Origin of the sequence: Peribacillus sp. NJ4 (assembly GCF_030348345.1) — a bacterium.
Classification (GTDB): Bacteria; Bacillota; Bacilli; order Bacillales; family DSM-1321; genus Peribacillus.
Genome location: NZ_JAUCFQ010000002.1, coordinates 75626 through 100212, shown reverse-complemented (window position 1 = coordinate 100212; position 24587 = coordinate 75626). Strand labels below are relative to the sequence as shown.

At 36.7% G+C, this 24587-nt stretch carries 26 protein-coding genes and 6 pseudogenes; 18 read left to right on the top strand and 14 right to left on the bottom strand.

The annotated features are described in order from the left end of the window. Positions 1 to 1056: 1056 nt before the first annotated feature. Positions 1057 to 1740: a MerR family transcriptional regulator gene (locus tag QUF94_RS25585; RefSeq protein ID WP_289318569.1), complete on the top strand. Its 684-nt coding sequence runs from the start codon at positions 1057 to 1059 to the stop codon at positions 1738 to 1740. Between the two features lie 546 nt (positions 1741 to 2286). Here QUF94_RS25585 and QUF94_RS25580 read toward each other — a convergent pair. Further along, positions 2287 to 2496 carry a Ger(x)C family spore germination protein gene (locus QUF94_RS25580; protein WP_289318568.1) on the bottom strand — a complete coding sequence of 70 codons (210 nt, stop codon included), beginning with the start codon at positions 2494 to 2496 and terminating at the stop codon, positions 2287 to 2289. A gap of 21 nt (positions 2497 to 2517) precedes the next feature. Here QUF94_RS25580 and QUF94_RS25575 point away from each other — a divergent pair, with 21 nt between their 5' ends. Beyond that, a complete protein-coding gene (locus QUF94_RS25575; protein ID WP_289318567.1) occupies positions 2518 to 2649 on the top strand; it encodes a hypothetical protein in 132 nt (43 codons plus the stop codon). 504 nt (positions 2650 to 3153) lie between these two features. On the opposite strand, the gene QUF94_RS25570 is transcribed toward QUF94_RS25575, so the two are convergent. The 3 genes from QUF94_RS25570 to QUF94_RS25560 form a co-directional block, all read right to left on the bottom strand. Next, positions 3154 to 3393 carry a hypothetical protein gene (locus tag QUF94_RS25570; protein WP_289318566.1) on the bottom strand — a complete coding sequence of 80 codons (240 nt, stop codon included), beginning with the start codon at positions 3391 to 3393 and terminating at the stop codon, positions 3154 to 3156. 267 nt (positions 3394 to 3660) lie between these two features. Then, entirely contained in the window at positions 3661 to 3885 is a 225-nt protein-coding gene (locus tag QUF94_RS25565) for a hypothetical protein (protein ID WP_289318565.1), read from the bottom strand. Continuing rightward, a complete protein-coding gene (locus tag QUF94_RS25560) occupies positions 3878 to 4099 on the bottom strand; it encodes an IS110 family transposase (protein ID WP_289318622.1) in 222 nt (73 codons plus the stop codon). The genes QUF94_RS25565 and QUF94_RS25560 overlap by 8 nt, the downstream gene beginning before the upstream one ends. A 446-nt stretch (positions 4100 to 4545) precedes the next feature. Between QUF94_RS25560 and QUF94_RS25555 the strand changes: the two genes are divergently transcribed. From QUF94_RS25555 to QUF94_RS25540, 4 genes and pseudogenes are all read left to right on the top strand, one after another. Beyond that, a complete protein-coding gene (locus tag QUF94_RS25555) occupies positions 4546 to 6081 on the top strand; it encodes a spore germination protein (RefSeq protein WP_289318564.1) in 1536 nt (511 codons plus the stop codon). Positions 6082 to 6109: 28 nt separating this feature from the next. Further along, on the top strand, positions 6110 to 7189 hold the full coding sequence (locus QUF94_RS25550) for a Ger(x)C family spore germination protein (RefSeq protein ID WP_289318563.1): 1080 nt from the start codon (positions 6110 to 6112) through the stop codon (positions 7187 to 7189). Positions 7190 to 7215: 26 nt separating this feature from the next. Next, positions 7216 to 8304 carry a GerAB/ArcD/ProY family transporter gene (locus QUF94_RS25545; protein WP_289318562.1) on the top strand — a complete coding sequence of 363 codons (1089 nt, stop codon included), beginning with the start codon at positions 7216 to 7218 and terminating at the stop codon, positions 8302 to 8304. Between the two features lie 258 nt (positions 8305 to 8562). Then, a pseudogene (locus QUF94_RS25540) lies at positions 8563 to 9703 on the top strand (IS3 family transposase). A gap of 65 nt (positions 9704 to 9768) precedes the next feature. On the opposite strand, the gene QUF94_RS25535 reads toward QUF94_RS25540, so the two are convergent. Both QUF94_RS25535 and QUF94_RS25530 read right to left on the bottom strand, forming a co-directional pair. Next, complete coding sequence (locus QUF94_RS25535; RefSeq protein WP_226990407.1) at positions 9769 to 9921, bottom strand: aspartyl-phosphate phosphatase Spo0E family protein; 153 nt, start codon at positions 9919 to 9921, stop codon at positions 9769 to 9771. Between the two features lie 170 nt (positions 9922 to 10091). Next, positions 10092 to 10381 (bottom strand): annotated as a pseudogene (locus QUF94_RS25530) (orotidine 5'-phosphate decarboxylase / HUMPS family protein); the annotation flags it as partial. A gap of 131 nt (positions 10382 to 10512) precedes the next feature. Here QUF94_RS25530 and QUF94_RS25525 point away from each other — a divergent pair. The 7 genes and pseudogenes from QUF94_RS25525 to QUF94_RS25495 all read left to right on the top strand — a co-directional run. Then, positions 10513 to 10878, top strand: a complete 366-nt coding sequence (locus QUF94_RS25525; protein WP_031538335.1) for a winged helix-turn-helix transcriptional regulator — start codon at positions 10513 to 10515, stop codon at positions 10876 to 10878. A 406-nt stretch (positions 10879 to 11284) separates the two neighbouring features. After that, entirely contained in the window at positions 11285 to 11449 is a 165-nt protein-coding gene (locus QUF94_RS25520) for a hypothetical protein (RefSeq protein ID WP_153246161.1), read from the top strand. An 86-nt stretch (positions 11450 to 11535) separates the two neighbouring features. Next, complete coding sequence (gene zwf, locus QUF94_RS25515) at positions 11536 to 12990, top strand: glucose-6-phosphate dehydrogenase (protein ID WP_289318561.1); 1455 nt, start codon at positions 11536 to 11538, stop codon at positions 12988 to 12990. An 85-nt stretch (positions 12991 to 13075) separates the two neighbouring features. Next, complete coding sequence (gnd, locus tag QUF94_RS25510) at positions 13076 to 13969, top strand: phosphogluconate dehydrogenase (NAD(+)-dependent, decarboxylating) (protein ID WP_289318560.1); 894 nt, start codon at positions 13076 to 13078, stop codon at positions 13967 to 13969. A 348-nt stretch (positions 13970 to 14317) separates the two neighbouring features. Continuing rightward, positions 14318 to 14809, top strand: coding sequence for a hypothetical protein (locus QUF94_RS25505; protein ID WP_202187415.1), 492 nt, complete (start codon positions 14318 to 14320; stop codon positions 14807 to 14809). Between the two features lie 239 nt (positions 14810 to 15048). Next, positions 15049 to 16386 carry a glucose-6-phosphate isomerase gene (locus QUF94_RS25500; RefSeq protein WP_289318559.1) on the top strand — a complete coding sequence of 446 codons (1338 nt, stop codon included), beginning with the start codon at positions 15049 to 15051 and terminating at the stop codon, positions 16384 to 16386. A 196-nt stretch (positions 16387 to 16582) separates the two neighbouring features. Beyond that, positions 16583 to 16749, top strand: a pseudogene (locus tag QUF94_RS25495) (recombinase family protein); the annotation flags it as partial. Here QUF94_RS25495 and QUF94_RS28960 read toward each other — a convergent pair. The 6 genes and pseudogenes from QUF94_RS28960 to QUF94_RS28955 all read right to left on the bottom strand — a co-directional run bounded on the left by QUF94_RS28960 (position 16726) and on the right by QUF94_RS28955 (position 19463). Then, entirely contained in the window at positions 16726 to 16920 is a 195-nt protein-coding gene (locus QUF94_RS28960) for a DeoR family transcriptional regulator (RefSeq protein ID WP_289336457.1), read from the bottom strand. The pseudogene QUF94_RS25495 and the gene QUF94_RS28960 overlap by 24 nt on opposite strands. Positions 16921 to 17024: 104 nt before the next feature. After that, positions 17025 to 17588, bottom strand: a pseudogene (locus tag QUF94_RS25490) (IS6 family transposase); the annotation flags it as partial. A 44-nt stretch (positions 17589 to 17632) separates the two neighbouring features. Beyond that, positions 17633 to 18082 (bottom strand): OsmC family protein, encoded by a 450-nt coding sequence (locus QUF94_RS25485; protein WP_483313700.1) that lies wholly within the window; start codon positions 18080 to 18082, stop codon positions 17633 to 17635. Positions 18083 to 18291: 209 nt separating this feature from the next. Beyond that, a complete protein-coding gene (locus tag QUF94_RS25480; protein WP_289318557.1) occupies positions 18292 to 18609 on the bottom strand; it encodes a hypothetical protein in 318 nt (105 codons plus the stop codon). 157 nt (positions 18610 to 18766) lie between these two features. Further along, the gene (locus QUF94_RS25475) at positions 18767 to 19321 is read right to left on the bottom strand and encodes a hypothetical protein (RefSeq protein ID WP_289318556.1); all 555 of its coding nucleotides are present in this window, start codon (positions 19319 to 19321) and stop codon (positions 18767 to 18769) included. Then, positions 19287 to 19463, bottom strand: a complete 177-nt coding sequence (locus QUF94_RS28955) for a transposase (RefSeq protein ID WP_353957724.1) — start codon at positions 19461 to 19463, stop codon at positions 19287 to 19289. Before QUF94_RS28955 ends, QUF94_RS25475 begins: the two co-directional genes overlap by 35 nt. Before the next feature lie 97 nt (positions 19464 to 19560). Between QUF94_RS28955 and QUF94_RS25470 the strand changes: the two genes are divergently transcribed. Both QUF94_RS25470 and QUF94_RS25465 read left to right on the top strand, forming a co-directional pair. Continuing rightward, a complete protein-coding gene (locus tag QUF94_RS25470) occupies positions 19561 to 20589 on the top strand; it encodes a zinc-binding alcohol dehydrogenase family protein (RefSeq protein WP_289318555.1) in 1029 nt (342 codons plus the stop codon). Between the two features lie 496 nt (positions 20590 to 21085). After that, a pseudogene (locus tag QUF94_RS25465) lies at positions 21086 to 21367 on the top strand (IS110 family transposase); the annotation flags it as partial. A gap of 51 nt (positions 21368 to 21418) precedes the next feature. On the opposite strand, the pseudogene QUF94_RS25460 reads toward QUF94_RS25465, so the two are convergent. Further along, a pseudogene (locus QUF94_RS25460) lies at positions 21419 to 22450 on the bottom strand (transposase); the annotation flags it as partial. A 249-nt stretch (positions 22451 to 22699) separates the two neighbouring features. Here QUF94_RS25460 and QUF94_RS29155 point away from each other — a divergent pair. From QUF94_RS29155 to QUF94_RS28940, 3 genes are read left to right on the top strand one after another with little or no spacing between them, the layout of a single operon-like run. Beyond that, positions 22700 to 23122, top strand: coding sequence for a hypothetical protein (locus QUF94_RS29155; RefSeq protein WP_289318554.1), 423 nt, complete (start codon positions 22700 to 22702; stop codon positions 23120 to 23122). A gap of 14 nt (positions 23123 to 23136) precedes the next feature. Beyond that, positions 23137 to 23358: a DDE-type integrase/transposase/recombinase gene (locus QUF94_RS28945; RefSeq protein WP_353957723.1), complete on the top strand. Its 222-nt coding sequence runs from the start codon at positions 23137 to 23139 to the stop codon at positions 23356 to 23358. Then, a complete protein-coding gene (locus tag QUF94_RS28940) occupies positions 23276 to 23581 on the top strand; it encodes an IS3 family transposase (RefSeq protein WP_353957722.1) in 306 nt (101 codons plus the stop codon). The genes QUF94_RS28945 and QUF94_RS28940 overlap by 83 nt, the downstream gene beginning before the upstream one ends. Before the next feature lie 168 nt (positions 23582 to 23749). Here the strand turns inward: QUF94_RS28940 and QUF94_RS25450 are convergent, their stop codons facing one another. Next, complete coding sequence (locus QUF94_RS25450) at positions 23750 to 24466, bottom strand: 3-ketoacyl-ACP reductase (RefSeq protein WP_289318553.1); 717 nt, start codon at positions 24464 to 24466, stop codon at positions 23750 to 23752. Positions 24467 to 24587 lie beyond the last annotated feature (121 nt).

Sequence of the window (24587 nt, the reverse complement as noted above, 5' to 3'; positions counted from 1 at the left end):
GACCACTTGTGTTCTGTAAACTATATATAGTCTATAAATTTAACTGGATTTAAGCTACAGATGGTCGATTTAAAGGAACTATCTACCCTCTGCTCCCTAACTGGCTATGACTTTAAATAAGATCAAATGAAAAATAATAATTCAAAGTTGGCCATCTTATAATTCTTTTTTATTTTGTTATTCGTTACTAGTCTTGTATAATATTATTATTCATGTGGTCCATTTGTATTTTGTGTTCCATATATAGTCTATAATTTAGAGGCTACATTTAGCCCATATATTTACTAAATCTAGATAGATAGTTTTCAAGTTTTAAAACAATATTTCTTATCTAACTTATTATAGAGCACATATACTCTATAATCTACAAATGGTCTATAAACTATTACTATATATAGCCTACATAAACTTGGATCCATAACTAGACCATTTTTTTAATCTTATTCTTTCTACTGTTTAACTGCTACTGTAAATGTAACACTTACTAATGTAGACCATTTATGTTTTGCATTCTACATATAGGCTATAATATAGAGGCCATATCTATACCTTATATTCCTTGTTTCTAACTTAAAAAAGGGTTCATAGAGGGCACATATACTCTATAATCCATAAATGGTCTATAAAGCATCAATATATATAGCCTACATGAATCTGGAACTTCAGCTAGGTAATTATATTAACCTTTTTTATTACTGTTATTTAACTGCTACTTCAATTATAACAGTTACTAATGTAGACTATTTGTGTTTTGTATTCTACATATAGACTATAAACCAGAGGCTACATTTCAATACTAAAAACCAATTTCCAGGCATGAGTTTTCGAGTCTACGATCAACGGTCATTTTCTTACTTAATTAGAAAAAGGATATAGAGCACACATACTCTATACTCCATAAATAGTCTACATAAACAGAGCATCTTATTATTCTTGCTATACTACCGGTAAAACCGTTATATATGTAGACCATTTGTGCTTTGTGTTCTACATATAGTTCATTATTTAGAGACTTTTAATAAATAAGACAAAAAAATAAATTTAGGAGGTTCAAAAATGTCAGAAGAAACCTTTTGGAAAATTAGCGATTTTGTAGAAACGTTAAAAACTCATCTGAACAATCAAAATATACATATTAATACAGTGGACGGTTGGTTTAAACGGTTAGAGAAAGAACGCCTTCATTATATTAATCGTACTCTAGAAACCAATGAAAAAGTGTACGATGAATTAGATTTAAAAATTGCAATGTTTATAAAGAAGAGAAGGGAAGAAAAGTGGGCCTTATCAGCGATTTCAAATGATCTCTCAAACTTTTTTGAGTTAAGAGCATTCCCTGTAAAAAAAGAGAAACCTGCTCCATATGTAGACAATATGGAGACTTTGAAAAAACAGATAACAGAAGAAGTGAAGAAAACTTTTGAAGAAATGGCTACCGCAAAAGTCGAAGAGTTGAAAAGCCAATATGAACTGTTACTAAACGGCTTGCCCAAACCACCATCTATAGAAGAAAGAAAGAACCAAAGCTTTCAAGCGATGGTGATCCAGAGAAAGATTGAAAGTTCACTGGAAGAGGAGGCGAACCAGGCATGGTCCAACTTGCCTGAGGATCAACGCCTTAAGAGGGTGGGGTTTTTTAGAAAAGACATCGATTTGGAGAAAAAGGACCAGTTTGTCCGTACTTATATCAATGAACGTTTTGTGGATCGGTTGAAAAAAGAAATGGAACTTGATAAGTGAGTCATGGAAGGCCTTTTAATATCTAGCCCCAAAAATCAACCCTGGATGGATTCGGCCTATTTTTGGCGAATCCATCCAGGGTTGATTTCTTAGTTTTAATAAAGGGGGTTGTAAACTAGCTGTTTCTAAAAATGACCGTACATAACCATAATTTAATGGTAAGAATATTTTCATTCTCTAATCCAACAGATCCACTTAATATAACAGTAAATACTACAGTTTTCCAATAATATTTCATGGTTTCAATTATGGACGTAAAGAAATGGAGGGGCTTAATTGAAAGACGTCTTAGAGAATATAGCAAGACATGAAAACCGATTATCGCTGGAAACGTTAAGGGATCATTCCCGTTTTTTTAATTAGAGAGTACTTAAATCAATCACAATCATTGAGACCTAAATAAGGTCTTTTTTTATTACAATTACTTTACTTAAAGGGTTATCCTAGTCTTTTGATAACCTCGTTGCCCTCCAAATCTCGTCATACGGTTTGCTAGGGGAATTATAGAAGTGCAACTGTTATATAGTAGCACCTTACTTTACAAAGTTAATCTTGGACATCAATTAAGGGCTCTAATTCGAGATGATAGTTTACATTGATTTTCATATTACTCCATTTTTCAAACCATTTTTCTTCACTCATCGGTTTAGTGAAGGGCGTGAACGTTTTAGTTCCAATCTGTAGTGGATCAACGTTCCACTCCTGATTCTTGTAAAAATGCCTTTGTTTTGGTTTAAACGGAAAATCAAAATTCACCTCATTAAGAGGAGGAAGATTATGCGGATTTGTGAATTATGCGGCAGTGAGCAGGAAATGGAAACAGAAGAAACTGAATCAAAAAGAATCAGAATTCTTCATGTTTGTGAAAACTGTCAGAATGACAGAGCTTTCGACTATTTTGACAATTAAAAGAAGACGTGAGAAAAGGGAATCCGATTGTGGAATTCCCTTTTTTATAGCAAGGCGGAGCAAGCAATTAGAAACACAACGATTTACGACTTTCTTTTACTTTCTGATAAGCACTTACAGCTCTCCAATTTTTTCTCGCAGTACAAAAGAAGGTGTCTTTCAGCTATGGATTCCGTTGGGTTTTATATTAGGTTTCTTTTACTTGTTACGCAGTAAAAGAAACCATCCATCTAAAATGAAAGCGTGTATTTTAGGACTTTGCATAGCCTTATATCAGTTAATTCTTCAATATGTTAGGTAGTTTTTGGTATTTCACTATCGGGTGCTTTAGCTGAAGATCGGAGTTGTCTTTAAGGCAGCTTTTTTGTATGAAAGCACATTAGTAAAAAAGCCATGCTAAAATAAACCCTCCATATTCTCATTTTTTTGATGGGGGTAAATGTACTAGTTCGTTATTTTAACTGGTTATGCAGTTTGTTGTTCAGATGGAGCGATTGTATAGCCTTACTTTTTTAGGTATTCGATCATTTTTAATTCTTTGTTATTTTGTTTTTCTTCAAGGTGATTTGAGCCTAGTTCATGATAAGGTTCTCCTGTTTTTAAGATGTTGTAAGCAATCGTTACTAGTAAATGGGCAGAAGCGATTCGTCCCTTCATTTTTCCTTGCCGTTTGGTAATCCTTTTTCGTTGTGAAGCCATTCGATTATTTTGCCTTGATGTCGCTAATACACATTCTATGGCCATCGTTTTTAAAGCTTTATTTCCTGGTGTGGTTTTACTCGTTTTTTTTTACCAGCACTTTCGTAATTTCCAGGACTCACACCAGCTCAAGAGGCAAGATGTTTAGCTGACTTAAATACGGACATATCTACACCCATCTCCGCAATAAAAGTAGCTGCGGCAGCTTTGATCACACCAGTATACCATCCCATAATTCTACTTCCTTGCGATAAGGGGACAGGAGTTGATCGATTTGTTTTTCCAATTCTTATATGGTTTGTTCTAAATAACCTATATGCTCCCAATGGTAACGCGCAACATATCACGATGATGACGGCGAATACGGCCATTAATTGCATTGGTAATGTCAGTAATACTTGCTTTTGTTCGCCAATCCACCATTTTTCGAAGACCATCGGTCTCTATTTTTTCACCGTTTAGAATCGCTTCAAGGATACGGCGTCCCGATACACCGAAAATATCTGATAGAACGGATGTTAGCTTGATATTAAGCATCTTGAAGAATTTTGTGAATGCGATTCTGCTCTGAGGTGCGATGATGAATCAATTTTTTTAGATAACGAGTAAGATCTCGTAAATCACGAATATCCTCTGGTGGGACAAAATTGCTTTCAATAAGTCCGCATCTTAGAAGCTTGGCAAGCCATTCGGCATCTTTCACATCAGTTTTACGCCCTGGAACATTTTTGACATGTCTGGCATTGGCCAGAACAAGGTGAAAAGAACCTTCAAGTATATTCCATATTGGTCAACAGCCTAATCTTATATAGGAGTTGTTTTTATGTTTGGTATTGTCTTGATATTGCTTATAGCTTCTGCTGGGGGAGTTATTGCTATTACCGGCTTCTTCGTTATATTAGATTGTGGGGAGCATTAAAATTTAAACTCCATTCGATGATTTAAGAGAGCCTTTTGGCTCTTTTTATTTTGAAAAAGTTTTAACTTTGTAAATTTGTGTTTTGCTGTCCGAACCTACCCCTACAGGGATTATTTCTTTAGGATCATGGTCCTTTGCTTACTCTAAGCTATATTTATATTATGTAAACTGGAGAGGATAAAGTTTTCACTTATTATAAAACGGATTTACATAAATATGGGGATGCCTTCACATAATATAGAAGGATTTAAATTCCTTAGTAATAGGGAGGTGATTAGATGTTCTTCAAAAAACGAAAGATTAGAAATAATAAAGACAAACAGGCCGTGACTGAGAATTCACAAGATATTGGCCAGCTGTTTGCTAAGGCTAAAAAATCCAGTGATTTTAAACAATTTCCACTTACGGATGAATCGGGACATTTAATCATTTCTTACTACAATACACTGGTCGATCAACAACAACTCCAACTGAAAATTTTACTGATTTTCCGAGAGACTCCTTTTAAACTAGACAGGCTAGAGAAAATTGATGACATAAAGAAAATCATCGCAATAGAAGATATTGTAATAACGGATAATGGGAACGAAGCTGAATCAAAGTTACTTAAAGGGTATGCGATACTTCAAATGAAGGAAAATGATCAAAGGGTTGCTTTAATTCTCTTATCTAATGATAAAGCTGGATTGCGTGAACAAAATAACGTTGAAAATGAGTTTAGTGTGGTGGGTCCACAAATTGGGTTTCTAGAGAATATTGATGTAAATATACATTTATTAAGACAACAAATAAATACAACTGATCTAATTACGAAGGAAGTAAACATTGGTTCTACTTCAAATACTCGAGTTATTATTGCTCATATTGATGGGATTACGAGTGAGCAGCATGTTAATACCATGACCCAACGGCTTCAAGATATTGATTTTGATGTCATTTTTGATACTTCTCAGCTGCATCAATTTATAGAAGATAATTCCCTTACACCGTTTCCTTTGCTTCTTCCAACTGAACGTGTGGATAGGGCGGTTCAATCTCTTATTAACGGACAAGTAGCTGTTTTAAGTAGTGGGTCGCCATATGTCATTACAGGTCCTTCTACGATCATTGATTATTTTATTTCACCTGAAGATTACTTTCTCCCATGGATTCTTGGATCTTTTTTTCGTTTAATACGGATATGCAGTGTCCTTTTCTCCATTTTTGGAACATCTATTTATATAGCCGTTATCACTTACCATTACGAGATGATTCCAAACGATTTATTCGGTTCACTTAGTGTTTCTCGTTATAATGTCCCGTTTCCACCGGTATTAGAGGTGATTTTTCTGGAATTCACGATTGAACTATTACGTGAAGCGGGAGTCCGGTTACCTACAAAAGTAGGACAAACATTGGGAATAGTGGGCGGTATTGTTATCGGCCAAGCGTCAGTTGAGGCGGCCCTTACAAGTAATGTCTTACTCATTATAGTCGCCTTATCTGCCTTAGCTTCCTTTACTACCCCCATTTATAAAATGTCGAACACTATACGTTTTTTACGTTTTCCTTTAATTCTCTTCGCATCTATTTGGGGGGGACTAGGTATCGTTATCGGGATTGCCTTTTTAATCACTCACCTTACACGGTTAGAATCTTTAGGAACACCCTATACCGTTCCATTTTATCCTTTTAGGCCAGAGGATTTAACGGACAGCCTGATCCGTTCCTCTTATAGTAAAACATCCAAAAGGCCAAATTATTTACGTCCTAAATCAATTTGGAGATACCACCCAGATAATCACAAAAAAAAGAAAAGTGATTTTGATGAATAATCAGGAAAGGGTCATAAAGGTGAAGTAAATGAAATTATGTTTTCTGTTAACTTTTAGCTTAACTTTCTTTTTATCAGGGTGTGGTATACATGAGAGGATCATTGATGAAGTTCAGATAATTGAAGCTCTAGGATATGATCGGGAAGAAGGCAAAGTTAAAGGAATTGCTCTTTACCCTACTTTCGCAGAACAGGGAAATATCAAATTGAAGATTTATAAAACGGTGTCTGATTCATATGAAGACATACTCCCGAGACTGAATGCAAAATCAGCCTATCCTATTGAGACAGGAAAATTAGATTTTGTATTGTTCGGCAAGGAATATGCCACACAAGGGATCGAAGATGTTATCACTAATTTTGCCCGAAATCCAAATACGGCGAGTCGAATGCAGTTGGGCATTGCTGAAAACACAGCCGAAGATATACTTCAATCCAGTAAACATGTGAATCTTTCATTCCATTTAAGTGAAAAAATCAATCAAAACATTGAAAGTGGTAATTTGCCAAAAATGAATCTGCACATGTTTTTGAACAATTTTCATCAAGAAGGGAGGGATCAAATTTTACCTTACTTTATCCTAGAGGAAAATCAAATTAAAATTGACGGGTTAGCCTTATTAAAAAACGGGAAGTACATAAATCATATTAATTTAAGACAGTCCTTAATTCTAAAAACATTAATTGATGGGTCTCAAAATGGACAATATAAAACCAAAATCACGCAAAATAAAAAGGAAGGTTTTATTCTCTTGAAAAACCTGGATGCAAAAACTACATATACGGTTGAGAAAAGCGAAGACATTCCGAGTATATTCATCGATTTAACCATCCATGCAGAGATTGAAAAAGCATCATCCTGGTTTGATTTGAAAAAAGATAAAGATATTGTAAAATTGGAACGAATTTTAAATGCACACTTTAAGGAAGAGGTCCAACGTTTAATTTCACTGGCACAAGGATACAATGTTGATCCCATTGGGTTGGGAGAAAAGGTTAGAGCCACCTCAAGAAATTGGGACTATCAACGGTTTATGGAGATATACCCAGAAGTAAAAACCACTGTACACACAAATATTGACATCCTAAATACAGGTATTGAAGAGTAAGTCTGCATGATAAGAGGAGGAACCACGTGAAATCATTACTAGACGAACGACATTTAGTATCTTCCTTTTACGTTTTCTTTCTGATCTACACGAATATTATTGGCATAGGAATCATGAGTTTTCAACGAGAAATAACGAAGGACGCAGGTTATGATGCATGGATTTCCATCATTTTATCAAGTATAAGCATTCATATACTAGTTTGGATGGTCTATCGTATTCTTGGAATTGCTAAAAATGATGTCATACATGTTCACAAATTTTGCTTTGGAAAATGGATTGGCGGACTGTTCAACATTTTTGTGATTTTCTACTTTCTTATATTAGCGTTAATTGTTTTCCGTGTTTATGTTGAAGTTGTTCAAGTTTGGCTGTTTCCCTTAATGAAGACCTGGCAAATAAGCCTCATTCTTCTAGTCCTCATTTATTACGTTGTATCCGGTGGATTCCGCGTGATTACTGGAATGTGTTTCTGGGGAACTATCATACCCTTTATTATCCTGTTTCCCCTTAATTTTTTTTCATTGGAATTTGCCAATTTTCACAATTTATTACCCGTCTTTAACCACTCTGTGAAGGAAATCGTATCATCCTCTAAAGCTATGTTGTTTCAGTATGTTGGCTTTGAGACCTTATTCATGTTCTACCCATTCATAAAAAATCCAGACAAATCACAAAAATGGGCCCATTTTGGACTTTTGTTCTCAAGCTTACTTTATCTAATAGTAGCACTCATCACATTTGTTTTCTTTAGTGAAGGACAATTAAACCATACAATATGGCCAACATTAGCTCAAATGAAAATTGCGAAATTCCCTCTAATAGAAAGAGTCGAATTTATCGTTGTTTCGATTTGGTTACTTCTCGTATTACCCAATATCAGTGTGAAAATATGGGCAGGTTGTCGTGCTATTAAGAAAGTAATAAATGTGAAACAACGTATAAGTCTGTTCATTGTACTGGTCCTATTCTTTATTATAGCTAATGTGCTCAAAGAGAGGAGTCAAATAGAGCGATTGAATGAAATGTATTCAAACATTGCTTTTTACTTTGTGTATCTATATATCCCTTTTCTCTTTTTGTACATTCATATTAAGCATAAAATAACTAAGTAGGATAGAAAGCTTCTAGAAACTTATAATACAATCTGGGCAGATCGTTTTGTAAGGATTCAACAGAAAAGGTCAGCAGTTACATTGGGGAAGGTGAACCATTCCAAATCACAGAAATTACAATGGATGATCCTAAACTAAGTGAGGTTTTAGTTCGCCTTATTGCGTCGGGGGTTTGTCACACTGATGTGGAGTTAGTATAGTTTCATGGACACATTTTAGTTAAGTCCTTACAATGATTTTTGAGAGGATGTGTCCGTCTTGGAACGTAAGAATACAGGTGAAAAATATAATAATGAATTCAAGAAGACTATTGTAGATCTTGGGTAATTCGGTCAAAGAATTAAGCGGCGAATATGGCGTATCAGAAGTTACCATTTATAAATGGGTTAAAGAATTTATCCCTATCGGTTTAGGGAAAGAGTCTATGACTCCAAAGGAATTAGCTGCCATACAGAAGGAAAACCTTCGGTTAAAGCAAGAAGTTGAAATCTTAAAAAAGGCTATGGCCATATTCGCGAAAAAGTAACCGAGACAGATCTTACCGAATTTATTGAGGAAGACAAGAAACAATATCCCATACAGAAGATGTGTGAAATACTAGAAATCCCAAGAAGCAGCCATTATCAGTCTCCTCAACTTGTCGTATCCAATCGCGAACAGGAAAACCAAGAGCTAACGCAGAAAATTCATCTCATCTACTTAGAAAGCAAGGGACCTTAGGGTGCTCCCAAGATACATAAAATCTTATTAACCAAAGGGTTTTCCCTAAGTCTAAAGCGTGTTCAACGCCTAATGAACAAAGCGAGTATTCGTTCTATCAGGAAGAAAAAATACCGTCCTTATCCATCAAAAGAAAAGATTATTCAGTTAGATAATTTGCTTAAACGAGACTTTACTACCCAGACCATTAATGAGAAATGGGTAGCTGATATTACGTATATCCACACGTTAAAAGACGGATGGTGTTATTTAGCTTCTGTATTGGATCTTCATTCTAAGGAAATAGTAGGGTATTCCTTTTCACGTTCTATGGCGACAGAACTGGTCATAAAAGCTTTCGATAACGCTCACTCTTCACAAAAGCCATCGGAGGGCTTAGTTCTTCATACGAATCTTGGCTCACAATATACAAGCAGTGAGTTTACTCAACATACCCAGAATCATCATATTAAGCGAACCTTTAGCCAGAAGGGTTGCCCGTACGATAATGCAGTATTGAATCTTTTCATGCGATATTAAAGAAGGAAGAAGTCAACCATGTACAGTATCTAGACTACCAAACAGCTAAATTAGCGATATTCCAATTTATTGAAGGTTGGTAAACCGAAAAAGAATTCACAGCAGCTTAGGATATAAAAATCCACAAGCCATTGAAGATCAAATTACAAATACAGCTTAAGATTTAACTTTTTTGTGTCCAAAATATTGACTCAAATCCATGGCTTTGGTAAATCTTTAAAGTATTTAATAATTATTTATTAGGGATTTCTTAAGAATCAACTTGTCTAGCTTTTCACTATATTCAAGTGTTTCCTGATGATTTAGACCTTTCTTAACACCAGTTTCTATAAGTAATTTTCTTAGGCTCTTTATATTTAATTCTAACTCTCTATACATTTTTATTTCGCACATTTTGAATACTCCTTTGTGGGTAACTAATTTCTATTTTAGGATTATATTACAATTATGTAATTATTAAAATGTTTTTTCTTAAACTTGCTAATAAGTAGGGAAATCGACATAAAATTATACTGCAATACGTCACAGTAGAAACAAAGAAAATCGTGAATGGTTGCAAGGTCTTCGAAAGAATTTTTCCCTACAGCTTGAAGGTCATAACCTGTGTGAACGCAGATATAATCTACTCCAAGTTTATCCAGTTCTTTCGCACGACCTTCAATGTCTTTAACTGCGATCATATCAGCAAGGATTTGTTTACCTTGTTTTTTTGCTTCTTCTACAGCACCTTTAATGGACTCGTCTTCAGCTGTACCAAGAATGGTGATGATGTCAGCGCCTGCTGCAGATGCTTGGCTAACTTCATATCAGCTGCATCCATGATTTTAAGATCAGCTAAATGATAGCTATTTACTAACGGTACGATACTCAGTATACTGGGTATGTTACTAAATTGAAAGTATGCACTATTTTATCATATAGTAACAAAAAGTATACTATGGGACATAATAAGAGTTGGAGGTGAAATAAATGCCGAATCTTGGGGAAAAAGTGTTTAATTGTGAAAAAGAATTGACTCTTTCGATTATTGGCGGAAAATGGAAAATGTTGGTATTGTGGCATCTAGGAAAAGAAGGAACCAAACGTTTTGGTGAACTAAAGGCCCTCATGCCTGGTATCACTCAAAGAATGCTTGTTAATCAATTGCGTGAACTTGAAGACCATTTGATTGTTCATCGTGAAGTCTATCCTGTCGTTCCGCCAAAAGTTGAATATTCACTCACTGAGTATGGAAGAAGTCTGATGCCTATTCTGGATGCTATGTATGACTGGGGTAAAGATTATATTGAGAATGTATTAGAAAAAGAAACAGAAAACAAATCGTCTATTCAGTAAAAAAGAGTTTCTCCTAGGGGTTCGAAAAGTGTAAAAAAGTTCATATACTAACAAACCACGGTTAGCTATCTTAATAAAGATGCTGTCCGTGGTTTTTTTTGTATCTCTACGTATTTAAAAGGTTGAAAAAACACAACATATAATAAAGGAATCAGTTACTTGGTATTGGATTCATGTTTATAGTGTTATTTTTAACACTATGTTATACCAATGTATCTATATGTTAATAAAGAACGTACTTTCAAAAGTATAACTTACGTAATATACTGATTTTGCTCAAGTAATAGCGAGCTTAAAGAATACTACCAAACCTTAAGAGAATACTACTACAAGCATGGTGAGATGAAGTGAAACTTCATTTAATAATTTATACATGTTGTTGCTTTTGACGAAAGGAGAGATCCGCATGGGAAAGTTCAAAACTAAGCAGCGAAAAGTTTGTGAAAGATGTCTAACCATCACCATAAATAATGAAACCTGTCCAAAATGTGGACATTCTCAATTAAGAGATATCATTATTACCGGACAAGCTGGGAGAAACAAACGAATCTTACATCCAAAAGTAGGATAACGCAATAGCGAAAACCCTTGTTGTTTTTGTAGGGAAAACGAAGAAAATCAGACATTTTTCTATTTGAAAATGTGGAGGAATGAAAAGTGGATTCTATGACGTTTGTCTTATTTGGGGCAACTGGGGATTTAGCTAAGCGGAAAATCTACCCTGCCTTGTTTAATTTATATTTGAATCAAAAATTACCAGATTCTTTTTTGATCATTGGTGTAGGAATAGACGAAATGTCTGATGTTGATTTTCAAAACCATGTAACAGACTCGCTATACACTTTTTCTAGACACTTGATAAATGATAAATCCGAAAAACAAGAATTTGTAAAGGCATTTCGTTATTGCCAGTTAGATTTCACGAATACTGAAGGGTATAAGAAGTTAGTTGAATTCGTTCAACAAAATGAAAAAGACCAGATTATTGAAGAGAATAGAATGTTCTATCTTTCTGTTGCTCCTGAATTCTTTGATGTAATTGCTTTAAACATAAAGAAGAGTGGCTTAGGTTCGACAAAGGGATGGAAACGATTGATTATCGAAAAACCATTTGGGTATGACTTAAAATCTGCTGAAGATTTAAACGAAAAATTAAGCAAAGCTTTTGAAGAAAACGAAATTTTTCGGATTGACCATTATCTCGGAAAACCAATGGTTCAAAACCTTGAAGCCTTGGAATTTGCCAATCCTGTTCTGCAATCACTTTGGAACAATCGGTTTATTGCCAATGTGCAAATTACGGCTAGTGAAACGGTTGGTGTAGAAGAGAGGGCTGGTTATTATGACCAAGCAGGCGCTATTCGTGATATGGTTCAAAATCATATGCTACAGCTGTTGATGATGACAGCCATGCATCTCCCAAAACAGATTAGTGCAAAAGATATCCGTAATGAGAAAAGAAAAGTTATGGAATCTCTGCGACCATTACAGAAAAATACTGTAGGTATCCACGTCGTTCGTGGCCAATATGGATCAGGTGAAATAAACAGTACACCAGTAGTCAGATACTTAGAAGAACCTGGCGTTGATGCTTCTTCTAAAAACGATACATTCATTGCCGCTCGTCTTTGGATTGATAATTCCTTCTGGGACGGGGTCCCATTCTATATCCGGACAGGAAAAAGAATGACGGAAAAATTAACGCGGATTGTGATTGAATTCAAAAACCCATTAAAGAATTTGTATACCAATGAAATCCAAAATGCTGAACCCAATCTATTAGTTATTAATGTAAGTCCTAATGAAGGTGTTTCGTTGCAGTTAAATAGTAAAAACCCGATAAATGGAAAGTTAGAACCTATTGTTGTTGATTTTTCAGCGAGTAAAAAAGACGTGCCCGAAGCATATGAACTCTTAATATTTGATGCTCTGCGTGGAGATTCTACCTTCTTTGCTCATTGGAACGAAGTGAAATTATCTTGGAAATGGGTACAGCCTATTTTAGAGACATTTGAGGAAAATATTGTTCCACTTCATTCGTATCAATCTGGATCGATGGGACCAGAAGCTGCTCATCAATTATTGGAACAGGATGGTTATAGATGGTGGTAAAAGAAAGATTATGATTATACTTTGAATCCATTCTGCTATAGATGAAAAACTCAAAAAATATAGAAATACTCAAGGAGGATTAATGATGAAGGTCGGATTAATTGGATTAGGAAAAATGGGGCTAAACTTAGGAAAGAACCTAATTGACCATAAACATGATGTAGTAGCATTTGATCTAAATACAAATACTATTGAAGAAATTAAAAAATACGGAGTTGAAGGAGCATCCAGTTTACAAGATCTTGTTCAATCATTAGAAAAGCCACGAGTTGTTTGGATAATGGTCCCACACTCCGTCGTTGATTCAGTTATTAGTGAAATCACACCATTTCTAAGTGAAGGAGATGTCGTCATTGAAGCTGGTAATTCGCATTATAAGGAATCCATTCGTCGTTACGAACAGTTGAAGAAAGTTGGAGTGAGCTTTATGGATGCCGGTACTTCTGGGGGGATGGAAGGTGCCCGCTATGGTGCTTGTTATATGATTGGTGGAGATCCTGAAGCATGGAGCATTGTCGAGCCGATTTTTAGAGATACAGCTGTAGATAATGGGTATTTATATGCTGGGAAATCTGGTAGTGGCCACTTCTTAAAAATGGTCCACAATGGAATAGAATACGGAATGATGGCCGCCATTGGTGAAGGATTCGAAGTCCTGGAAAAAAGCGATTTCGATTTTGACTATGAAAAAGTGGCACGGGTGTGGAATAACGGTTCTGTCATCCGCTCATGGCTCATGGGATTGACAGAACGCGCATTTTCTAAAGATGCAAAATTAGATGAAATTAAGGGCATTATGCATTCTTCTGGGGAAGGGAAATGGACAGTTGAAACCGCTTTGGATCTTCAAACAGCTACCCCTGTTATCGCTATGTCTTTACTAATGCGTTACCGTTCATTAGACAATGATACATTTACAGGTAAAGTGGTAGCTTCCCTTCGTAATGAATTTGGCGGACATGCTGTGGAAAAATCATAAAGCCATCTGCTGTATATGTCTTTCGTTAAAATGAGCCGGAAATTCATTGGATTTTTAGTTTGGTATATCCCCAAAATTGGTATATTTACTTAAGTCGTTGATAGTGCTAACTATGTTAATTGAAGCGGAAGGAGCGAGACTCCTCGAAAATGCATTCACATTTTCTCGTGCGGTGCCTATTCACGGATGATGATTCAACGTCCTGCGGGAAAAACAGGACAAGGGAGACCCCGCAGCCGCACAGCGCCGAGGAGGCTCCCGGCTCGCCCGCGGAAAGCGAGCACCTGGAGCCAACAGACAAGTTTAACAGAGCAAAAAAATAAAACAATAATATTGAGGTGTGACATCATGAACATATTTGATGCAAAAATCATTAACACACAATATGGTTTAGAAACCTATTTAGACATGGTGAAGAATATCGAAGTAAAAGAACTCCATTCTCCATCAGATAATGAGCCCTTTTATGAAATAGTATTAGGGATAGAGTATTTTCTTCTAAGGGACGGAAAATATTATGATAGTGAAAGGAATTATTTTCGGATTCAAATGAGCGAAGATTTTAATTCAATTACGTTAAGAGAGACAGATACCGAAAGTTTATTTGCTGTCAAAACCGAACACGAGAGAGACTCAACTAAGCTACTGGTTGGAGAATGGCTTATAAAAACCAATGCTTTCAAGCAAGTAATAAGTGAACTGATCCAACAAAAGAAAATGGAGAATGTTCAAAATGAGGGAGACACTCGAAAAGTATTAGGAACGATAAGATTCTTGGAAATATTACTTGAAATCAAAACAGAAGACATACTAAGTGCCAATGTAGTGAGGGACCATTGAGTTTTCTTAATACTAACTATCTTTTAATGTACGCTATTGATAATTACACGGTCCCACTAAGGATTTTTCAAAATTGAAAAGGGGGAGTTTAAATGTGTTTTTAAAAACTCCCTTATATACTGTAGAAAAGGAGAATGCACTAACATGAAACGTTTTACTATGCCGAGAGACCTTTTTTAGGGAAAAGGATCTCCGATTGAAGCAGCTAAGCTAAATTTGATTGAAAGGGGAAGTAATGTATGACTATTTCGTTTGATTACTCCAATGCATTAGCATTTATGAAAAAGAGTGAAGTAGATAATCTAAGTGAATTTGTAAAAGTGGCTCATAAAATGCTACATGAAAAAACAGGCCCCGGCTCTGATTATCTTGGTTGGGTCCATTTGCCACTAAACTATGATAAGAGTGAATTTGAAAGAATTAAACAAGCTGCTGAAAGAATCAAGAAACATTCAGACGCAATGGTTGTAATTGGTATTGGTGGTTCGTATTTGGGTGCAAGATCAGCTATAGAAGCTTTGTCCCATAGCTTTCATAACCAAATGAACGATAAGACAAAAGTGTATTTTGCCGGTCACAATATCAGTTCTACTTATATATCTCATTTATTTGAACTATTAGAGGGGAAAGATATCTCTGTTAACGTCATTTCCAAATCAGGAACAACGACAGAGCCAGCCCTTGCTTTCCGTATTTTTCGTGACTATATGGAGAAAAAATACGGAAAAGAAGAGGCGAGAAAACGTATTTTTGCCACTACAGATCAGGAAAAAGGAGTATTAAAAAAGCTCGCGGACAAAGAAGGATATGAAACGTTTGTTATTCCGGATGATGTAGGTGGAAGGTATTCTATGCTAACAGCAGTTGGTCTCTTACCAATTGCCGTAGCAGGACTTGATATTGATCATATGATGGAAGGGGCAGCAGCAGCAGCCCGTAAATACAACAATTCTGATTTATTGACAAATGAGAGCTATCAGTATGCTGCGGTCCGAAATGTACTCTACAATAAGGGAAAAGCAATTGAAGTGCTTGTTAACTATGAGCCCTCCCTTCACTACGTATCGGAATGGTGGAAGCAGCTGTTTGGGGAAAGTGAAGGAAAAGATCAAAAGGGGCTATTCCCTGCTTCCGTTGATTTTTCAACGGATTTGCATTCCATGGGGCAATATGTACAAGAAGGTCGACGAAACCTTTTAGAAACGGTTTTACAGATTAAGAAACCTCGAATTGAAGTGACTATTCAGGAGGATCCAGAAAATATTGATGGATTAAACTTCCTGGCAGGTAAGACGATGGATGAAGTCAACAAAAGTGCATTTCAGGGTACCCTTATGGCCCATATAGATGGAGAAGTACCTAATCTCGTGATTGAACTGGATGAAATGAATGAATACACTTACGGTGAGATGGTTTACTTTTTTGAGAAGGCATGTGGGATTAGTGGCCATCTATTAGGAGTTAACCCATTTGACCAGCCTGGAGTCGAAGCATACAAGAAGAATATGTTTGCTTTACTTGACAAACCTGGTTTTGAAGCAGAAAAAGCTACTCTCATGGAGCGTTTATCAAAATAATGATTGGTTTTGTATTAATAAAAATATTGTTACCAAAAACCATATTTTTTGTAACAATATTTATGAGAAATACTGATGCTTGATTTTACTAATTTTATAGGTTACCAAAAATAATTACCAAAAGTTTTACCAAATACTTTGCAAAAATGATGTCTCTTGTACAATTAGATTATTAAATTGTGCAGGAAGCTTCTTTATGATAATCGGTTATGCTCGAGTTTCGACAGTTGACAAAATTTAGACCGACAAATTATATTACTTTCCGAGTGCGGCTGTAAAAAAATGGTTCAAGAGAAATTTACTGGGACTACAAAGGAGAGAGATGGACTTTACTCTTTGCTAGATGTAATAAGTCGTCTGGATGCTTGTTCCCCCTTTTAATCTCATGACTATGTATACTTTAAAAATTTGTGGTAAATCTTTTCGTATTGTTTCTCGCGTTACGTTTAACTCTCTGCTTAGTTCCAAAATTTTGACTGTTTTAAATTCATGTAGTTGTTTCATGATTTCACTTTGTCTATCTTGTGGAAGCATTTCTCCACCTCCAAATTTTAACCTTACTTTTCACTCGTGAAATTTGGTTCTGGTGCAAAAATAATGAAATAGAACATAATAGTAATATCCTGTTAACTTTGGGATTAAGCAGCTACTCCGAACAACTTATGAATGAATTCAACCTCATTTTGGGCAGAATTTGCCCGTTGATGAGGTTGATCTTTTTTAACCATATGCATAGCTTCGATACCACTCAAAATATAGGTGGCTGTTCGAAACGATTTCAATCTTAACATGGAACGGACCCGTTTTTTTATAAAACGATGATCTTGTTCCACAATGTTGTTCAGATACCGTATTTGTCGTACTCGTATGCCTTCTGGCATACTTTTTTCTTCTTTTAACTCTTGAATCGCTACAGGATAAACTGGGTTCTTATCAACCGTAATCACACGTGGAGTTGTAGAATGGCAAGTAGCCAAGGCTTTCTTAAAAAAGCGCTTGGATGCTTGTTTATCTCTTAATTCACTTAGATAAAAATCAATCGTATTCCCTTCTGAATCAACTGCACGATACAAATACATCCATTTTCCTTTTACTTTTTTGTATGTTTCATCTACTCTCCACGAGTCATTGGTCTGCTTGAGATGCCGACGAATTCTCTTATCTAAATCAGGGCCATATTGATGTACCCAACGCATAATCGTTGCACCAGGGTTTTTTGGATCTGTATTCTAATGAGGTTATGTAATTAAGCTTTTGACCATTTCGATTTAAGTTCAACCCCAGCAGCCTTCAAGGTTGTATAAAGCGGACAGCGGGAATCGGTAATTCTCTGTAATTCAGCTATCCTTTCTTCAGTTTCACTTGTTTGTACTTTGGTATCAATAGTCACCTTTTCGAAATAAGGCTTAACGTTTGGATCCCCCATAAATCCCCTTCGATCGACAACGCCACGAATATCAAATTCAATTCCTTGAAGGTCAAACTTTAGTTCCTTAGCCACTACATTTGCAACGACATTTTCACAGCCAGACAAAGCGCATAGGAAAGTAGTTAATGGGTCGGGACCTGTATCCTCCCCTCCCATTGCAGGTGGCTCATCAATAGTGATTGTATGTTGGTCAGATTTTGCAATAGTTTGCATTCCCTTAGATTTTCCAGTTACATGAAAGTTTAATTTATTTTCCAAAAAAATCATCCTTCCTTTACGCTCATTTTGGAACAGACTTATTCTGTCCCAAATAGAATATAGATATTCACGTATAGGAAAAAAAGATGACCTCAATAAGAGAGTCCTGTAAAAAGTCCCGATTTCTCAAAGGCAGTATTAAAAAGAGCACCCAATGAATGTTTTTATATTTATTATGTGCTCTTTTTTCTTATTTTACTTTCAAAGCCTCCTCCAGGTTACTGGGAGGCCTTTTTCACATTGACCGTGATGCAGTCAGGCAAGTTTGTATTCGCATGCCAAATAAACTTTGCCCTGGTTAAACCATGAACCCTTTTCATTTCCGCATTCTTATGTTCAATTAGCAAGCGCACCTTTTTCCGTTCCTTGTAGTCATCCGATTCAAGGAATTTCATCTGCCTTTTATGTTCTTCGGATTTAATTGAAATCGAATAGGTTTTGCTTTTTCCCCGTTCTTGCCTTTCTGGTGGTCCACTGTCCGGCTGGACATTGAACCTGGTCTTTTTCCTTATCGTACCTAAAAGAGGCCTCTTCACGTGTTCCATAAACAGATAGATTCAATGGGATATAGGCTTTTATCTTTTCCTGAATAGGCTGTATCTGCCGAATACATTTTCAATTTCAAGGGAATGTTTCTGGCTTGCTTCTACCAGGGATTTGAACTATTTCCCATCATCTTCTATTTCCAGGCGTTCAGTTACACCCCGTAATCATTTCTTCTTCAGTCAAAGCGAGATGGCTTTTATATCCCGTGAAATTTTTGGTGGTGGATTTCCAGGCAAAGCGGGCATCGGGATCCACGGCAGACTGAATTCCCTTTTTCGCTAATAGGCATTCGTCTTCCACAATTTGTTTGGCAATTGTCATCTTTTCGTTTATGGCGCCTTTGGCGTAAGGAATTTTTTCTTCGACCATTTCGACGAGTTCAGCCAGATAATGAAGCATTTCTTTGGCAAGTGTTTCATCGGAAGCTTCTTCGAGCTTGGGTAAAGTAGGCAATTCCTGATATACCTTTTTATTTTTCTTTTTAACAGCTCGTATTAACCTGTTCGCTGCTTCGTCAATACTTTGATTCGCTTTTGCTTGGATGCATTCATAAGAATGGGTGGAATCTAGGATGATAGACTTTGATTTAATCAGCCCTTTATCAATACATTGATTTATTATGGCGTCTACAACCTTTACTACATTATCGGCTCCAAGCCGGTGATTTCTAAACCGGCTTAATTGGGAAGGGTCGGAGGACATCCTCCGGATTTAATCTAAGAAACCATTTATAAGCAAGATTAACCCGGGCGTTCTCTATCACTGTATCATCAGACAGTCTATAAAGCGCCTGAAGAAAGAGCAGGATAAAAAGTAGTTCATGAAATAGAACAAAAAAACACATTTATTTTGTATGAAAGATGGTAGTATTAGAATGGCAAACCCCTTTATAAATCATTACTTGCATAGGGTATACTGTTTAGGAAAGGATGTGGTTTATCATGGATACAATGAAGGCGGTAGGACTTACCCGGTACCTTCCAATTGGAAATCCAAAAAGCCTGGTAGACGTAGTTATAGAGAAACCAAGAGCGACGGGTCGTGACATTTTGGTTAAAGTAGTCGCCATATCGGTCAATCCGGTTGACACCAAGGTGCGGGCGCCTAAAGACAAAGTTGAAGAAGTTTCTAAAATTTTAGGTTGGGATGTAGCAGGAATTGTTGAAGAGGCGGGACCGGATTGCTCGTTGTTCCGTCCAGGTGATGAAGTTTTTTATGCTGGTAGTATTGCACGACAAGGCGGAAACAGTGAATATCATCTGGTTGACGAACGAATCGTTGGACGCAAGCCCGCTTCCTTGAATTTCGCGGAAGCAGCAGCCCTTCCTCTAACCTCTATCACAGCTTGGGAAGCGTTATTTACCCGAATGTTAATTTCCCAAGATCCGCGTGCCAATGAAGGAAAGTCCCTGCTGATCATTGGGGCAGCCGGGGGTGTAGGGTCCATTGCCACTCAGCTTGCAAAACAAGCGGGGCTTACTGTAATCGGGACTGCTTCCCGGCCGGAAACTGTCAATTGGGTTAGATCAATGGGCGCCGACTATACCATCGATCACCATGACCCGCTACTTCCGCAGCTTCAAGCAATTGGGTTTCCAAACGTACCGTACATTTTCTGCCTGAATGCTTTGGAGAAACACTGGGCCGGCATCAGCGAAGCCGTTTCTCCCCAAGGGGTTGTATGCGCAATTGATGATCCGACCTCTCCGCTTGACCTCAAACTGCTCAAGCAAAAAAGCGTCACCTTCGTGTGGGAGTTTATGTTTACGCGCTCGCTTTATGAAACGGACGATATGATTGAGCAGCACCTGTTGCTTAATCGGATCGCTGATGCAGTGGACCATCAAAAATTGAAGACAACGCTCGCCGAAGTGCTTGAACCCATTTCAGCAGAGAATCTTCGTAAAGCCCACAAGTTATTGGAGAGCAATAGGACGATTGGCAAAGTTGTTCTAGAGGGTTTTGTTTAAAAACCTGTTCGTGGAAAGTACAAAATAATAGAATTCCGTTGCCCGATAAATCGGTGATACGATTATAAGCAATGGGAAATAAATAAAAGGCCGACTGCTGTGAACTACACCCCAATTGCTAGACTTAACTAACAATTGGAGGTGCAGTTCACAGCTAAGTGGAAAGCACCGGCAAGAATTTTATCAAAAGTATTTTTAGTTACAAAAGTAACGCCAAGCAGCGTTGCTTTTGTAACTCTTGCACCCGTTCGTAATATAAGGTTAGCCAGATTTTTCTGGTTGACCTTTTTTCATATGGTCTTAATATAACGGTAGTCGGGGTAGAACGTCGCACCCGTGGGATTTAATCCCGTCAGCTAAACTGTTTACCCCCTACTTGTATAACCATGTTTCAGGCTGGTTGGGACAACGATCCCGTTTAACAAGCGAACCTATGACATTACAAAAAGCCCTAGGGGATACAGACTAATATTGTATTTCTAGGAGGAGATAAAGTATGAATTCAGTCATTGGTCTGGATGTATCAAAAGGAGAAAGTCAGGTACAGGATTTTTATATAAGGGTAAACCATATCGTAAGAGCATTAGTATTAAACACGATCTTGAAGGTTTAGGGACATGAGGTGGAGAGAGCAGCTGGCGGTTATCAACCTTCGGTTGTTTTAGAATCAACTGGGCACTATCATACTCCCGTTATTCAGTTTTTAGAGGAACAAAAATATGTTTATATTATTGTTAATCCCCTTATCTCACACAGGGGTAGCGTCAGGAAAATGCGGATTTACAACGTTAAGCCGATTTTCCTGACAATTACCTGGTTTTTAACAACGTTAAGTAATTATTAATGGTCTTAATGAATCTGCCGAGACAAATTTTTCTGATTTAAAATGGTATTCTCCTAGTAAATTTATGTGTTCCCATCCTAAAGGAGACATTTGGTGTAACAAGTCTTCATTAAAATCTCCTAATTCCTTTTTATGTTCCACTGCTTTAGTAAGGTGTAGGGTATTCCAAACACTTATAGCATTGATAATAATATTTAACGCACTGGCTCTTTGTAGTTGATGCTGTATCGTTCGGTCCCTAAGTTCCCTTTGTTTTCCAAAGAAAATAGCTCTTGCGAGTCTATTCATAGCTTCTCCTTTGTTTAAGCCTTTTTGAATCTTTCGTCTTAAAGATTCACTAGTTAGGTAATTAAGAATAAAAATCGTCTTTTCGATCCTTCCCATCTCAAGTAAGGCTGTAGCTAAACTGTTTTGCCTCGAGTAAGAGCCTAACTTTCCCATAATAAGTGATGCTGAAACAGTTCCTTCTCTTATAGAATGAGCTAATCGTAAAACATCCTCATAATTTTCTTTAATAATTTTTATATTGATTTGACCGCGTAAAAAGGACTCTAATTTTGGATACTCGTTTGCCTTTTCTAATGTAAAAAGTTTTGAATCTGAAAAATCTCGTATTCTTGGGGCGAATTTAAAGCCTAATAGGTGCGTTAATCCAAAAATTTGATCTGTATAGCCAGCTGTGTCAGTGAATTGCTCTTCTATATTTAAGTCGGTCTCATGATGCAATAAACCATCTAGAACATGAATAGCATCTCTTGAATTGGTATGAATAATTTTTGTGTAATACGATGAGAACTGGTCACTGGTAAATCGATAAATTGTAGTTCCTTTTCCTGTTCCGTAATGAGGATTTGCGTCTGCGTGCAAGGATGAAACTCCAACCTGCATTCTCATTCCATCTGACGAAGAAGTTGTACCGTCACCCCAATAGGAAGACAAATTTAGCTTGTGATGAAAATTCACTAATACGGCTTGCGCCTTATTCATGGCATCTTCATGCATTCTCCATTGAGATACATATCCCTCACATAACAATTGGTCCTGATGGTCAATGGCTAAATATAGTTGAATATTGAATCATTTCTTAATGAACTACCATGAAAATAGATTTCTGGAATTTAGGGGAAAAGGCAATACTTAAGAAGACGCGAAGGGGCTTGGTAAGGGCAGACCAAGAACAGCTCCGAAGGATCCAGAAGAAAAAATCAGACGTTTAGAGGCGGAGAACGACATGCTAAAAAAGCTCTTAAAGATGTAAAAGGGGGAATGAAGGCAGTAACGACAAGGAAAAAGTATGAGGTAATTAGGGAAATGTCCAAGGAACACTATCCTATTCAGTTATTATGCGAAATTGCACATATATCAAGAAGCGGATATTACAAATGGTTAAAACGTAAAATATCCCCTTCTGAAAAGCAACTGGATGATGTAGAGATTAAGAAAAAAATTATAGGATGCTACAATAAACTCAAAGGAATCTATGGGTATCGAAGAGGAAAATGTATGGCTGGATTAAACCTACGGTTTAAACCTGAACCACAAGCGTGTCCAGCGTCTTATGCGGGAGCTAGAGTTAAAGTCCCTTTTCCGAAAAGGAAACCTTATTACGGGAAGAAAGAAGCATATGTCATTTCTAAAAACCTTTTAATAGGGATTTTCATGCATCCAGATTTAATGAGAAATGGGTAACTGACATTACATATTTGATTTTTAATAGACAGAGACTTTTCCTATCCACCATAAAAGACCTCTATAACAATGAAATCATTTCTTACCAAGTCAGCCGGAGAAACGACTTAAAACTTGTAATAGTAACAATAAAAAAAGCAAAGAAAAAACGGAATGTTAAAGGAACTCTTCCGCATTGCGACCAGGGGTACCAATACACTTCCCACCAATACAATAACCTATTTGAAAAAATATAAAATGCAATCCAGTATGTCAAGAAAGGGAAACTGCTGGGATAACGCTTGTATGGAGAATTTCTTCAGCCACTTTAAATCGGAGTGTTTCTATATGAACTCTTTCGGTACCTCTGAAGAGGTTCGAGGTGCTGTAAGTATGTATATTCGATTCTATAACCATCATCGCTTCCAGAAAAAATTAAACAACCTGAGTCCATATCAATATAGAACACAGGTTGCTTAATTGGTCTTTTTTATTTCTGTCTATTTGACTGGGGTCTCTCCACAATACAGAGATCATCTTCTTTAGGCTGCCTAATCCCTTTTTTAAAAATGTCCTTTACAAAGGGTACACTTTACAACTAGCCTACTTCTTAACCAATATAGACAAGAAGAGACGATCGCTTCTCAATTAAGGATTAGTTGACCATAATCCTGAAGTCTTTACTAGGACTCTTGGATGAAGCTTTAACCCGGCTACAAGCAGCTCTGCTAAATCCTCTGGTTGCATAACATTTTCAGGATTTCCACTAATAAGATTGGTTTCAATGGCCAAATCAGTTGCAACTGTACTTGGTGTTAATGCCGTTACACGGATATTATGCTTTCTTACCTCTAGCATGAGTGATTCCGTTAGTCCTAAAACAGCAAATTTAGAAGCGCTGTAAGCACTTGTAACAGGTGCTCCTTTTTGGCCCGCAGTAGAGGAGATATTCACAATATCTCCTGATTTTCTTTCAATCATATCAGGTAAAACGGCTCTTGTTACATTATATACACCCATCAAGTTTACTCGGATGATGTTTTCCCATTCTTCAGGAGTTAAATCAAGAAAACCGCCAAATTTAGCTATACCTGCATTGTTGATTAAAATATCAATAGAACCTAGGTCTGATTTGATGTGTTCAACAGCTTGATGAACTGCTTCAAGATCGGCTACATCTGCTGTTGCTGCTGAAACGTTCACATCATATTGCTCTAGTTCCGCAGTTACCTTTTCAAGATTTGACATCGTTAATCCAATCAATCCTAAATGAACTCCTTCTTTTGCTAAAGCAATCGCAGTAGCACGCCCGATTCCTCTGCCTGCCCCAGTAATTAAAGCAGTTTTTCCTTTTAATGAAATCATGCTATCATTCCTTTTTAAAAAATTTTAGAATAATTGTTAATAATAACAAAATAATGTTTTAAAGACTAACCAAAAGACCGCAAAGTTTCTTTAGTATGTCTGCGGTCTTTTGGTTATTACA

Bases quoted from the DNA above. Each gene is read 5' to 3' on its own strand.
- QUF94_RS25550 (WP_289318563.1), top strand. From the start codon at position 6,110: ATGAAATTATGTTTTCTGTTAACTTTTAGCTTAACTTTCTTTTTATCA.
- QUF94_RS25555 (WP_289318564.1), top strand. From the start codon at position 4,546: ATGTTCTTCAAAAAACGAAAGATTAGAAATAATAAAGACAAACAGGCC.
- QUF94_RS25500 (WP_289318559.1), top strand. From the start codon at position 15,049: ATGACTATTTCGTTTGATTACTCCAATGCATTAGCATTTATGAAAAAG.
- QUF94_RS25525 (WP_031538335.1), top strand. From the start codon at position 10,513: ATGCCGAATCTTGGGGAAAAAGTGTTTAATTGTGAAAAAGAATTGACT.
- QUF94_RS28940 (WP_353957722.1), top strand. From the start codon at position 23,276: ATGTTAAAGGAACTCTTCCGCATTGCGACCAGGGGTACCAATACACTT.
- gnd (WP_289318560.1), top strand. From the start codon at position 13,076: ATGAAGGTCGGATTAATTGGATTAGGAAAAATGGGGCTAAACTTAGGA.
- QUF94_RS25565 (WP_289318565.1), bottom strand. From the start codon at position 3,885: ATGCTTAATATCAAGCTAACATCCGTTCTATCAGATATTTTCGGTGTA.
- QUF94_RS25470 (WP_289318555.1), top strand. From the start codon at position 19,561: ATGGATACAATGAAGGCGGTAGGACTTACCCGGTACCTTCCAATTGGA.
- QUF94_RS25475 (WP_289318556.1), bottom strand. From the start codon at position 19,321: ATGTCCTCCGACCCTTCCCAATTAAGCCGGTTTAGAAATCACCGGCTT.
- QUF94_RS29155 (WP_289318554.1), top strand. From the start codon at position 22,700: ATGAAGGCAGTAACGACAAGGAAAAAGTATGAGGTAATTAGGGAAATG.
- QUF94_RS25450 (WP_289318553.1), bottom strand. From the start codon at position 24,466: ATGATTTCATTAAAAGGAAAAACTGCTTTAATTACTGGGGCAGGCAGA.
- QUF94_RS25485 (WP_483313700.1), bottom strand. From the start codon at position 18,082: ATGATTTTTTTGGAAAATAAATTAAACTTTCATGTAACTGGAAAATCT.
- QUF94_RS25520 (WP_153246161.1), top strand. From the start codon at position 11,285: ATGGGAAAGTTCAAAACTAAGCAGCGAAAAGTTTGTGAAAGATGTCTA.
- QUF94_RS28955 (WP_353957724.1), bottom strand. From the start codon at position 19,463: ATGTGTTTTTTTGTTCTATTTCATGAACTACTTTTTATCCTGCTCTTT.
- QUF94_RS25535 (WP_226990407.1), bottom strand. From the start codon at position 9,921: ATGTATAGAGAGTTAGAATTAAATATAAAGAGCCTAAGAAAATTACTT.
- QUF94_RS25570 (WP_289318566.1), bottom strand. From the start codon at position 3,393: ATGGCCATAGAATGTGTATTAGCGACATCAAGGCAAAATAATCGAATG.
- QUF94_RS25585 (WP_289318569.1), top strand. From the start codon at position 1,057: ATGTCAGAAGAAACCTTTTGGAAAATTAGCGATTTTGTAGAAACGTTA.
- QUF94_RS28960 (WP_289336457.1), bottom strand. From the start codon at position 16,920: ATGCTTCCACAAGATAGACAAAGTGAAATCATGAAACAACTACATGAA.
- QUF94_RS25505 (WP_202187415.1), top strand. From the start codon at position 14,318: ATGAACATATTTGATGCAAAAATCATTAACACACAATATGGTTTAGAA.
- QUF94_RS25575 (WP_289318567.1), top strand. From the start codon at position 2,518: ATGCGGATTTGTGAATTATGCGGCAGTGAGCAGGAAATGGAAACAGAA.